Source organism: Pseudomonadota bacterium (assembly GCA_030775045.1).
Classification (GTDB): domain Bacteria; phylum Pseudomonadota; class Alphaproteobacteria; order JALYJY01; family JALYJY01; genus JALYJY01.
Genome location: JALYJY010000049.1, coordinates 1 through 11,833, shown reverse-complemented (window position 1 = coordinate 11,833; position 11,833 = coordinate 1). Strand labels below are relative to the sequence as shown.

The 11,833-nt window shown below is 61.6% G+C and carries 11 protein-coding genes, 1 tRNA gene and 1 other RNA gene; 7 read left to right on the top strand and 6 right to left on the bottom strand.

Going from position 1 to position 11,833, the window contains the following annotated elements:
• Window positions 1-168 precede the first annotated feature (168 nt).
• Both M3O22_05685 and M3O22_05680 read right to left on the bottom strand, forming a co-directional pair.
• Window positions 169-978, bottom strand: coding sequence for a hypothetical protein (locus M3O22_05685; protein MDP9196243.1), 810 nt, complete (start codon window positions 976-978; stop codon window positions 169-171).
• A 6-nt stretch (window positions 979-984) separates the two neighbouring features.
• Window positions 985-1,815, bottom strand: coding sequence for a hypothetical protein (locus M3O22_05680; GenBank protein ID MDP9196242.1), 831 nt, complete (start codon window positions 1,813-1,815; stop codon window positions 985-987).
• A 72-nt stretch (window positions 1,816-1,887) separates the two neighbouring features.
• On the opposite strand from M3O22_05680, the gene M3O22_05675 reads away from it, so the two are divergent.
• Window positions 1,888-3,207, top strand: a complete 1,320-nt coding sequence (locus M3O22_05675) for a replication-associated recombination protein A (GenBank protein MDP9196241.1) — start codon at window positions 1,888-1,890, stop codon at window positions 3,205-3,207.
• Window positions 3,194-4,390 (top strand): L-2-hydroxyglutarate oxidase, encoded by a 1,197-nt coding sequence (lhgO, locus tag M3O22_05670; protein ID MDP9196240.1) that lies wholly within the window; start codon window positions 3,194-3,196, stop codon window positions 4,388-4,390. The genes M3O22_05675 and lhgO overlap by 14 nt, the downstream gene beginning before the upstream one ends.
• Window positions 4,391-4,508: 118 nt before the next feature.
• On the opposite strand, the gene M3O22_05665 is transcribed toward lhgO, so the two are convergent.
• A complete protein-coding gene (locus M3O22_05665) occupies window positions 4,509-5,051 on the bottom strand; it encodes a L,D-transpeptidase (protein MDP9196239.1) in 543 nt (180 codons plus the stop codon).
• A 159-nt stretch (window positions 5,052-5,210) separates the two neighbouring features.
• On the opposite strand from M3O22_05665, the gene M3O22_05660 reads away from it, so the two are divergent.
• The 3 genes from M3O22_05660 to M3O22_05650 all read left to right on the top strand — a co-directional run bounded on the left by M3O22_05660 (window position 5,211) and on the right by M3O22_05650 (window position 6,972).
• Window positions 5,211-6,527 (top strand): hypothetical protein, encoded by a 1,317-nt coding sequence (locus M3O22_05660; protein ID MDP9196238.1) that lies wholly within the window; start codon window positions 5,211-5,213, stop codon window positions 6,525-6,527.
• Between the two features lie 98 nt (window positions 6,528-6,625).
• Entirely contained in the window at window positions 6,626-6,826 is a 201-nt protein-coding gene (locus M3O22_05655) for a DUF465 domain-containing protein (protein MDP9196237.1), read from the top strand.
• Between the two features lie 70 nt (window positions 6,827-6,896).
• Window positions 6,897-6,972 (top strand) — tRNA-Glu (locus M3O22_05650).
• 4 nt (window positions 6,973-6,976) lie between these two features.
• On the opposite strand, the gene recJ is transcribed toward M3O22_05650, so the two are convergent.
• Window positions 6,977-8,764 (bottom strand): single-stranded-DNA-specific exonuclease RecJ, encoded by a 1,788-nt coding sequence (recJ, locus tag M3O22_05645; protein ID MDP9196236.1) that lies wholly within the window; start codon window positions 8,762-8,764, stop codon window positions 6,977-6,979.
• Window positions 8,765-8,869: 105 nt separating this feature from the next.
• On the opposite strand from recJ, the gene rpmB reads away from it, so the two are divergent.
• The gene (rpmB, locus tag M3O22_05640; protein ID MDP9196235.1) at window positions 8,870-9,166 is read left to right on the top strand and encodes a 50S ribosomal protein L28; all 297 of its coding nucleotides are present in this window, start codon (window positions 8,870-8,872) and stop codon (window positions 9,164-9,166) included.
• Window positions 9,167-9,274: 108 nt separating this feature from the next.
• On the top strand, window positions 9,275-9,571 hold the full coding sequence (locus M3O22_05635) for a hypothetical protein (protein MDP9196234.1): 297 nt from the start codon (window positions 9,275-9,277) through the stop codon (window positions 9,569-9,571).
• 162 nt (window positions 9,572-9,733) lie between these two features.
• Here M3O22_05635 and ssrS read toward each other — a convergent pair.
• Together ssrS and radA are read right to left on the bottom strand one after the other, a co-directional pair.
• Window positions 9,734-9,889, bottom strand: a non-coding RNA gene (ssrS, locus tag M3O22_05630) — 6S RNA.
• Window positions 9,890-10,311: 422 nt separating this feature from the next.
• Window positions 10,312-11,697, bottom strand: coding sequence for a DNA repair protein RadA (gene radA, locus M3O22_05625; GenBank protein MDP9196233.1), 1,386 nt, complete (start codon window positions 11,695-11,697; stop codon window positions 10,312-10,314).
• Between the last annotated feature and the right edge of the window lie 136 nt (window positions 11,698-11,833).

Here is an 11,833-nt window from a genome sequence, read left to right as displayed (position 1 = left end):
CCGCGCACCATCTGGGCCTGCAGCCGGGCGATATCCTGGAAGCTGTCAATGGACAGAAAGCCGACACCGTGGCCGGCCTGACCGACCTGATGAAAGCCCCGCAGAAACGCTGGACCTTCAGTATCCGCCGGGGCAATCATGTTCTGACAACCGTGGTGCGGGGATAATTCAGGCTGCAGGGACAAGAACAGCGGCATCAGAAGCCGGCTCTTCTTCAGTTTTCCTGAGACTGGCCCGGAATTCGTCCAGCTGCTCCTGCGCCCAGGGATCCCTTCCGATGCGTTCAGAGAACTGGCGCAGGTCTTCCGGGTTTCCGAAAATATCTTCCAGCCCCAGAACTGTCTGGTCCCTGTTTTTACGGCCTGCATTGACCTTTTCCAGCCAGTCCAGACCACAGCCGAACAGCCACAGGAACCTGCCGTTACCAGTTCCTTTTTCTGCACTGATTTCGCTCGCCAGAGACAGGGATATCCTGGCAGCCTTTTCATAAATGTCATCCCGCAGGACAGAGAGGACCCCTCTTGCATATCCTGTATCCGCTGCCGTTACAGACTCCAGATCCAGATCAGAACGGATTTTGCAGACTCTCTGACGGAGGGAATTGGCCCTCTCCACAGGGTCTTCCACCATTTCTGCACAGGTCAGAAACATTGCTCCCTCCATGGAGAGAATTTTCCGCAGATCATCAACAGAACAGGTTATTTCCTGTTTCAGAATGCTGCAAAACCACCCGCGGATTTCTGTGCCTGAAATGCCCTTGTCTTCCAGCATGGCCGGCGGCAGGCTGTGTTTTTTGACCAGATCCTGAAGCTCTGTCCAGGCCCTGGCAAGCTTTTCAAGTTTTTGCAGGGCCATATCCACAGCTCCTTCCACGGCAGCCTCCTGGAAATTACGCCACAGGCTTTCCAGGTTTTTGTCCAGAAAGGCTCTGGCCTGTTCTACGCCTGAATTTTTCACAATACCGGTATCAGAGGTCATGGATCATCACGCCCGGAGATGAAACACAATAGCTCCCGGCGGCGCCTCAACGACAGGCCCCGCCACGTCAACAACATCAAAGGTACCATGGCGGATCTCATACTCAGCCAGGAAACGCTGTGCGCTGTGTGCACCTGGTGAATTCCTGACTGCCGAAACCACCTGTCGCAGGCCATTCATGTCTTTTCCCGCCATAGCCTGCAGGGTCAGTGCCGTTTCACCCAGGCTTTTCCGCAGGGCGCCGGCATCCCTCAGGAATGAAAGGGCATCAGCAAAACACAGATCCCGCAACTTGCCAGAGCCTGCCTTCTCTGCTGCAATGGCAGAAGACATTTTCATTCCTGCAGCCTTTTCGTAAATCCCGGACAAAAGCCGGGCTGTCTGCTCTGCCTTCACGGCATTGCCTGTAATTTCGAGAGAAAAGACCTTTGAAATACCCCGAACCTGCTGCAGAATATGGGCCTTGACCGCCATTCCAGCCCTGCCTGCAGCTTCCAGGAAGTCTTGCCCTTCCAGCACGGACACCCCCTGCAGGGCCTGCAGGGCAGAAGTCTGTTCCAGCTCCAGAATGGCGGACAGTCCCGCACGGAGGCTTTCGCGTGGGACATCCACATCCTCCAGCGCAACGGGCTTCAGGCCATACTTCAAGACATGTCCCTGAAGCATTTTCCAGGTTCTTGCAAAAGATCCCAACGTATCCAAGACTGTCTCCGGCGGCAGATTCCCAGCTTTCCCCAACCGCATAACATCCCGCCACAGGGTTTCAAGCTGGTCTGTCAGCCACTCCCTGTCGGCCTCAGGGTCTGATCTTTTTTCTGTACCGGAATCCTCTGTCACGGGTATCCTCCTGTCAGTTCCTGACAGACCATAAGGCATTGACACTTAACAGGATGTAAACGAACCCGGATCATGAACGCCAGCCTTTTCGACAATGTCCCTGCCCCGTCCCGCCCGCTGGCGGACCGGCTACGCCCGCAGAAGCTGGCGGACGTGGTGGGGCAGGATCATGTCCTGGGGCCCGACAGCCCGCTGGGGCGCATGATCGCGGCGAAACGGCTGTCGTCCCTGATCCTGTGGGGTCCGCCGGGCTGCGGTAAAACCACCATCGCCCGCCTGCTGGCGCAGCACACCAGCCTGCATTTCGAGCCCCTGTCCGCTGTGTTTTCCGGCGTGGCAGACCTGCGCAAGGTGTTCGACCGGGCGAGACAGCGCCGGGAGGCGGGTCAGGGTACCCTGCTGTTTGTGGACGAGATCCACCGCTTCAACCGTGCCCAGCAGGACAGCTTTCTGCCGTATGTGGAGGACGGAACGGTGGTCCTGGTGGGCGCGACCACGGAAAATCCCTCGTTCGAGCTGAACGGCGCGCTGCTGTCCCGCTGCCAGGTCCTTGTCCTGAAGCGGCTGGAGGACACAGCCCTGGATACCCTGTTGCAGCGGGCCGAGGCGGAAACAGGTCGCTCACTGCCCCTGACGCCCGAAGCCCGGGACGCCCTGAAAGCCATGGCCGACGGTGACGGGCGCTATATCCTCAACATGGCGGAGGAGCTGTTCCTGCTGCCCGCTGACACTGCCCCCTTCGATACAGCCGCCCTGGCCGCGGCGGTCCAGCGACGCGCGCCCCTCTATGACAAAGCGCAGGAGGGGCACTACAACCTCATTTCCGCCCTGCACAAATCCCTGCGCTCCTCGGACACCGACGCGGCCCTGTACTGGCTGGCCCGCATGCTGGCGGGGGGCGAGGATCCCAATTTCATCGCCCGGCGGCTGACCCGTTTCGCAGTCGAGGATGTTGGCCTGGCCGATCCGGATGCCCTGCTCCAGGCCATTGCCGCATGGCAAGCGTACGAGCGCCTGGGAACGCCAGAGGGAGAACTGGCGCTGGCCCAGTGCGTCATCTATCTGGGCACAGCCCCCAAATCGAACGCCGCATACAATGCGTATACAGCTGTCACCCGGGCCGCGCGGGAGACGGGATCCCTCATGCCGCCCATGCATATCCTGAACGCACCGACAAAGCTGATGAAAAACCTGGGCTACAGCAAGGGATACCAGTACGACCACGACGCGCCGGATGCATTTTCCGGCCAGGACTGCTTTCCGGAAGGCATGGAGCGGCAGAAGTTCTACCAGCCGGTCGAGCGGGGTTTTGAGCGTGAGATCCGCAAACGTCTGGAATACTGGGCCCGGCTGCGGGTGGAAAGACAGGGAGAAACGGATGAAAAATCCTGACTTTCTCATCATCGGTGGCGGCATTATCGGCATGGGCATGGCCCAAACGCTGAAGGTCCGGTATCCGGACGCCTCGATCACCATCTTGGAAAAGGAACCGGACGTGGGCCGCCACGCCAGCGGGCGCAACAGTGGCGTCCTGCATGCAGGTTTCTACTATTCCGCTGACTCCCTCAAGGCCCGGTTCTGCCGGGACGGCAACCGCATCTGGCACGCGTATTGTGACGAACACGGGCTGAAGCTCAACCGCTGCCAGAAGCTGGTCGTGGCCAGGAACGAGAGCGAGATCACCGGCCTGCACGAACTGAAACGGCGCGGTGACGTCAACGGCGTTCCGGTAAAAATCATTGACGAACAGGCCGCCACGGAGATCGAGCCCAACGTCCGTACCCACCGGTACGCCCTGCTCTCCCCCACCACATCGACTGTGGACCCGCTGGAGATCTGCCTGCACCTGCGTGGCCGGCTGCAGGACAGCGGCATCCGGATCCTGACCGGCATGCCTTACCGCAGGCGCCTCTCCGGCAACCGTATCCTGGCGGGCAATACTGTTTTCGAGGCCGGTATGGTCATCAACTGCGCCGGCCTGTACGCCAGCAATATTGCCCATGATTTCGGCTTCGGGCTGGATTACACCATCCTGCCGTTCAAGGGCGTGTACCTGAACTATACCGGCACGGACAGGCCCCTGCGCACCTTGCTGTACATGGTGCCCGATATGCGTAAACCCTTTCTGGGCGTCCAGTTCGCCATCGGCGCAGACGGCAGCATCCGCATCGGCCCCACAGCCATGCCGGCCTTCTGGCGGGAAAACTATCATGGCTTCGGCGGCTTCAGCCTGACTGAAATGGCCACCATCCTGCGCTGGCAGGCTGAACTGTTCCTGCGCAATTCCTTCAATTTCCGCACCTTTGCGCTGGAGGAAATGCGCAAGTACCGCAAAAAAACCCTGATCAGACACGCCTTTGCCATGGCCCGGAATCTGGACGCCTCAAAATTCAGCCAGTGGGGCCGGCCCGGCATCCGGGCCCAGCTGCTGAACACCCGGACACGGCAACTGGTCCAGGATTTCACCATCGAGGGCGATGACAGAAGCATCCACATCCTGAATGCCAACTCCCCTGCCTTCACCTCCAGCCTTCCCTTTACCGAATGGGTGGTGGAGACGCGGGTGAAGGGGTAACAGAAAGCGGGATTGTCATCCTGAAGGAGTGGAGCAACTGAAGGATCTTTACCTTCTGCAGCAAAGAAAGATTCTTCGCTACGCCCAGAATGACAATGAAAATTTACAGGGAAACGCCCTACTCCCGAATATCGACAACCGTCCCCTCCTCCACCAGGTCAAACAGTTCAATCACATCCGCATTGCGCATGCGGATACATCCGCGGGAGGCAGGACGGCCGATCCGGCCCTCCTCGGCCGTGCCGTGGATATAGATCAGCCGGTCCCACGAATCCACGCCGGGGCCCTGGTTCTTTCCGGGCTCCAGCCCTTTCAGCCACAGGATGCGGCTGGTGACATAGTCCCGGTCCGCCGGCCGGTCATCTGTGATTATGGGAGCCAGACGCCCGGTATTCCCGCGCGCCACAAACCAGGTGCCGGGGGGGACGCCCTTTCCGATTTTCTTCCGGACCACATGAACCCCCAGGGGAGTCTGCAGGCTTCCTTCCGCGCTGCCCGTGCCAAAGCGGGATGTGGATACAGGCCAGGCCTTTATCAGGAACCCCTGGCGGTACAGGCGGATGGCCTGGTCAGCAACACTGACCACCAGAAGCTGGTCCCCCGGACTGGCCGGATAGGGCGTGAACCCCTGCGCCTGCGCAGAAACGGCATGACAGGACAACAGGCATGACAGCAGGAAAAGGAAACAGCGCAGAATCACAGGAACACCGGCCAAAAAAGACTGATATGACAAATTGGTGAATTATTTGCAAATTTTGCAGATTATAATGCCTGACCGGAACAACGGCCGGAACAACGGGATGAAAGAAAGAGGCTTTCCATGACTGCAGATGCTCCGAAAAATGATGCCGCTGCTACTGGGCTGGACGAGATCACACTTACCGGTAGCCAGGCCACAGATCCCAACGCTTCGGTCGTGGTTGCAGTCGACGACGAAATCACAGCCCCCAACATCCAGAGGCCCGCTGATCTGTCCATTGACGAACCTGCGAACCTCTATACCAGTGGATTGCCCCGGCGCCCTGAAAGCCGCTTCAGAAGATTTGCGAAATGGTTCGTAAGCCCTGTCGCAGGGCTTCTGGATCGGAAAAAATCCGCACCAAAAGCTGCCGCACCTGCCATTGCACAGGCCCCCGTGCCCGTCGCGGCGCCCCCCGTTGCTGCTCCGGCAGTTGCCGCCGCCGCCGCACCTCTCACACCCCAGGCCGCTGTACCCCCACAGCCTCCGGTCGTTCCGCCTGCTGCACAGCCGCCTGCCAATCTCCCCGCCGCAGTCCGGCCACAGCCTCCCGCACCGTCAAAACAACCCGGGGTTTTTACCAGAAATTGGGGAAAACTGGTTTTTGTGACTGCCCTCCTTCTCACTGGTCTGTATCTCTGGAAATCAGGCCCCGACCCTGACCAGGGGACAGGAGCACAAACAGAGGCAGACCTCATCCCCACACCCGACGCACCTGCCAGCAAAACCAACACTCCCCATCCTGATGTCAAAACCCCGGCGAAACAGCCACCTGCCGCTGTAAAGGCTCCGGTGACCAAAGCCAGATCCAGCAGGGACCGCATCATCGAAAGCGTCCAGGCCGGACTGAACACAGTCATGGCGCCTAAAACAAGCACCACTGCCGCAGACACCCTGGCGGATCTGGCCAGCGCTGCCCGCATTATCAGCGAGGCCAGCGCACAGCAGAAAGCACAGGGGCAGGCCCCCCTGACTCCTGAAAACTTCACATGGAGCAACGGCTGGCCCGCAACCGGACGGGGTCTGGTGAGCAATGCAACCAGTGCCTACGAAAACGCAGCCAATGGCGCACTGAAGACGCTCGCTGGACAAATACCAAAGAACAGTGGTCCGAAAATAAAAGCAAGGATTCTTTGCGGTGATAAAGGCGATAATTTCCTGCAGACTGTCAATGGGCATATAACCGCCCTGAACGATGTTGTCTGCGCTGCAGGAACTGATGACCCGGTTACAGAGGCCCGGAAAGCTCAACTGCTGGAAGACACGGAAACAGGATTACGGGGACTCATCGAAGAATTCCATCCCGACGCAACTGCCAAAGAAGTATGCCTCAATAGGTTCCGGTTCTCCAGGATCACGACTGTGGCAGGCTGCAGCAACCAGGCCACAAAGCCGTAACAGATATAAAGACAGACGCCATACGCCGGAACGGGAGGTGCAAAACACCTCCCGTTCTGGTATTATGCCCCCTTGCTTCAACAACCGGTTCCCGGGCCATGGACTCACAGGAAGCGCTGAGACACAAGCTGGAACGCCTCAAGGTCGAACACCGCGACCTGGACGACGCCATCGCGCACTTGTCCACGCAGGCCGTGGTCGACCAGCTCCAGCTCCAGCGCCTGAAAAAGCGCAAGCTGGACCTGAAAGACCGCATCGCCCGCGTGGAAGCCATGCTGCTGCCGGATATTATTGCCTGATAATCCTTTGCAGAAAAACCGGCAAAGGCCCTTGATTTTCCCTGGCAACCCGTCTAACTGTGCGTCCGCTGTCCCCATCGTCTAGAGGCCTAGGACACCAGCCTTTCACGTTGGTAACACGGGTTCGAATCCCGTTGGGGACGCCAGTTCTCAGGCAGCAAAAGCTCCGTCCTCCACCACCATCTGGACCTCATCAGCGCCGCGGAAGCGGTCCATTTTCAGCTGTCCCAGAAGGTGCATCACCCTGCCCCGGCCGTTCAGCAAGGCTTCTCCCAGCGGGGTATCGGCACAACGGAAGGCTATCCCTTTCAGGCGACTTCCGTCGGGTCCGGCCAGCATACAGCGCACATGCCCCGCACCCACCATATCGCTGCGCACCACGCGCATGTCCGGCACAGCCAGGCGCGGCTCGGGGTGGCCGGCGCCAAAAGGCCCGAGGCCAGCCAGGGCGTTGACCATGTCCGCGTTTGCTCCTGCGGGAGAAACAATTCCATCTACCTCGGCCACGGCGGCAGATACAACGCCGGACGATCGCGTGGCAATTTCCGCGGACAGAAAGGCCGACAGGGCCCCGATCCTGTCTGCCTCCACCGTAAATCCTGCTGCCATGGCGTGCCCGCCGCCAGCCAGCAAAAGCCCCTGCCGCCGCGCGGTCAGGATGGCAGCCCCCAGGTCAATCCCCCGCACAGACCGGGCCGAAGCCTTGCCAACTCCCTGATCGTTGACAGCAATAACGCTTGCAGGGCGCCGGAAACGCTCTTTCAGGCGTCCGGCCACAATCCCGATCACGCCCGGGTGCCAGCCCTGCCCCGACACCACGAGATGCAGGTCTCCGCGGTCCACCAAGGCCTGCGCCTGCGGCAGGGCCTCGGCGTATACCTGGTGCTCGATTTCCTTGCGCAGGGCATTGCTGTCCTCCAGCTCCCGCGCCAGAGAGCCAGCCAGCACAGGGTCGTCCGTGGCCAGAAGCCGCGCACCGGTGTCACAGCCCCCCACCCTGCCCCCGGCATTGATTCGGGGGCCAAAGACAAAGCCCGCATGCCAGGCCTCCGGTGCCTGGTCCAGCCGCCCCAGGTCGGCCAGCGCCGCCAGGCCTGCGTTACCCCGCCGCGCCAGGACCTTGAGCCCCTGCGCCACCAGGGCCCGGTTCAGCCCGGTCAGGGGCATCACGTCACACACCGTACCAATGGCCACCAGATCCAGCAGGGACAGCAGGTCCGGCTCGGCCCTGCCTGCAAAAAAGCCTTTCTGCCGCAGCGCCCGGTTCAGGGCCACCAGCATGAGAAATGTCACCGTGACCGCGGCGATCTGGCGCAGCGGCGTTGTCTCGTCCAGCCGGTTGGGATTGACGACGGCCACAGCGGGGGGCAGCCCCTCCCCGGCCAGGTGATGGTCCAGCACGATCACATCGAGCCCGACCCTCGCCGCCGCGTCCAGCGCCTCAAAGGCCGTGGTTCCGCAATCCACGGTCACACACAGGCTGTGCCCCTCGGTCCGCAGGGTCTCCATGGCCCGGGGATTGGGACCATACCCCTCCTTCAGGCGGTCGGGAACATAGATCCGCAAGGGGCGACCCACGGCCCGGAACCAGCGGGCCAGCAGGGCGGCCGATGTGGCCCCGTCCACATCATAGTCGGCAAAAACCGCGACACTCTCGTTCCCCTCCACAGCCCGGACCAGGCGGGCCACAGCCGCGTCCATGTCTTTCAGGTGGGAGGGATCGGGCAGACAGGCCCGCAGCGAGGGGTTCAGGAAACTGTCCGCCTCCTCCAGGGCAACGCCACGCCGGACAAGGATGCGGGCGACAATCTCGGGCAGGCTGCGGGTCCGGGCCATGGCCGCAACAGCCCGGTCGTCCACCGGGGGTTGGTGCCAGCGCTGCCCCAGAAGGGAGCGGTCCACGCCCAGAACCGGCGGAAGGAGGCTGTGGTCGGTCATGGGCGGAATAGTCCCTGTATCAGGGTGTTGACTTTTCTGTGCCTGACCACCTATATAGCCACTTCGCGTTTTGACGCAAAAGCACTATTTGATCGGGAGCATACCATGGCCCGCCGCTGCGCCGTTACAGGCAAGGGTGTACAGTTTGGCAACAACGTCAGCCACGCCAACAACAAGACCCGCCGCCGCTTCATCCCCAACCTGCGCGAAGTGTCGCTGATGAGCGAATCCCTGGGTCGTCCGGTGCGCCTGCGCCTGTCCGCCAGCGGCCTGCGCTCGGTCGAGCACAATGGCGGAATTGACGCCTTCCTGCTGTCCGCCCGGGACTGCCACCTGAGCGACGAGGCCCGCCGCCTCAAGCGCATGATCACCAAAAGGACCGAGGCCAGGGCCGCGGCCTGACCTTCCGGTCTTCACGACCATCAGGGGCGCATCTTCCGGGATGCGCCTTTTCTTTGCCATACAGGCTTTCTATCCTGCCTGATCCTGAACTTCCTCAAGGAGATCCCCATGGCCGGCTTTCCCAAAACCCTGATTCTGGCTGCAGCCTCTCTTTCGGCGCTTTCCGCTCCGGCCCTGGCAACAGAAACGCCGGTCTACCCTCCGGCAGAACAGCAGGCCCCCGCCGGCATGACCGATGAGGTGGCTTTCACAAAGGCTCTGAATATCATGGCCCTGAACGGGTATGAGGGCATCGCCGACCTGCGCCGCGCCGGCGAGAAAGTGTACGCCACTGTCCTGATCAACGGCCAGCGCACACCGGTGGAAATCGACCTGATCACCGGCACGTCCACGCAGGGCCGCTGATTTCTTCCAGATCCCTTTTTTGTCATCCCGACCGGAGCGCAGCGAAGCGGAGGGATCTCCTTCATAAAAAGAGATCCTTCGACCGCGCATCCTTTCAGGATGCTTCGCTCAGGATGACAGGGAAAATTATACAAGAAGCCTGATCAGATCAGGACCAAAGCGGAAGGTGCCGCACGGGCCGGTGGCGTTGATTTCCTCCGTGGCCTGCAAAAGCAGGTGGGCGCCATATACCTGGACCAGGGTCCAGGCAGGGACAGCTCCCGGGAGTTTCTTATCGGCCCCGGGGATAATGCAGCCTGTCGCACCCAGCAGCAACCTTCCAGGCCCGATTATCCAGTGCCAGCGTAACCTGTGTCAAGGAGAATGCGACGGGTTTTTCTGCGGTGCAGGTCCCTTATCATTTTCCTTTAAGAGGACTTTGGTCTTTTTTATGGTGGCAAGCGTGCGTACGGTTCCGGGGTTTTCCCAATCCTTTCCCTGTCATTCCGACCGAGGCGTAGCGGAGTGGGCGAATCTTCCGGAGATCCCTCCACTCCGTCCCTTGCGGGACTTCGGTCGGGATGACAATGGGATGGAAATGATAAGGAATGTTTATGGACTCGCAACGTTAACCACTGCACTGCTGCCGGAAGGGTGCAGTTAATGTGCAGTTACAGTGCAGTTATGGTGGGATTACAGTGCAGTTACGGTGCAGTCGGTGCAGTCATGTTCCGGGAACAGGCCACCGCAGACTCTGCCTTCTACCGTCCTTTGAACAGCGGCAACAGATCGCGCAGGGTGCGCAGTTCCACCGTGCGCAGGGGGGCGGCAGGGACCCTCCCCCCGTCCCGACGGCTGCGGCGCACGGGCATCAGGGCGCTGGCAAAGCCCAGCTTGGCCGCTTCCTTCAGGCGCATATCCGTCTGGCTGACCGGACGGATCTCGCCGGACAGGCCGATCTCGCCGAACACCACGGCATCCGCCGGGGCAGGCTCGCCCGTCAGGGACGACATCAGGGCCACGGCCACAGCCAGATCCGCCGCGGGCTCGTTGACCTTCAGCCCGCCGGCCACGTTCAGGTACACGTCGTTGGGCCCTACGGCCACGCCGCACCGGGCCTCCAGCACTGCCAGCACCATGGCCAGGCGGGCGCTGTCCCAGCCCACAACAGCGCGACGCGGCGTGCCCAACGGCGATGGCGCCACCAGGGCCTGGACCTCCACCAGCACGGGCCGGGTCCCCTCCATACCCGCGAACACCACGGTGCCCGAGGTATCCCGGCTGCGCTCGGCCAGGAACAGCTCGGACGGGTTGGGCACCTCGACCAGGCCGCCCTCGGTCATCTCGAACACTCCGATCTCGTCCGTGGGACCGAACCGGTTTTTCACTGCCCGCATGATGCGGAACTGGTGTCCCCGCTCCCCCTCGAAATACAGCACCGTGTCCACCATGTGCTCCAGCACCCGGGGGCCGGCGATCGTACCCTCTTTCGTCACATGACCCACCAGGATCAGCGTAATGTCCCGGCGCTTGGCTACACGGATCAGCTCCTGCGCACAGGTGCGCACCTGGGCCACCGTGCCCGGCGCGCTGTCCAGGGTATCCACATACATGGTCTGGATCGAGTCGATGATCACCACCGCCGGGCTTTCCGCCCCGTCCAGCGAGGCCACGATGTCCCGCACGCTGGTGGCCGAGGCCAGCTGGACCGGCGCATCGGCCAGCCCCAGCCGCCGGGCCCGCAGGCGCACCTGGTCCGCGGACTCCTCACCCGACACATAGACCACCGGCGCCTGGCGAGCCAGGGCGCACACGACCTGCAGCAGGATGGTGGACTTGCCGATACCCGGGTCACCGCCCACCAGAAGGGCCGAGCCGGGCACAAGGCCGCCGCCACACACCCGGTCGAACTCGCCAATGCCGGTCTTGCGGCGCGGCTGCGGCTCCGACGTGCCGGTCAGCGCCACGAACTCCAGCCGCTTTCCGGACGATTTTCCTGCCGTCTTGCCCAGGCCCTTCGGAATGGCCTCGGCCGCCACCTCCTCCACCAGCGTGTTCCATGCACCGCACGCCTCGCACCTCCCCGCCCATTTGGGAAACGAGGCCCCGCAGGCCTGGCATGCGTAATTCGTCTGGGAACGGGCCATGGATCAGCTTTTCTCTTTCATCAGTTCCCGGTATACCGCCAGGGTCTCCGCGCACATGCGGGCCTTGTTGAAGTTGGTCCGGGCGTGATGAATGGCCCTGTCCGCCATGGCCCGGCGCTGGCCGGCATCCATGGAC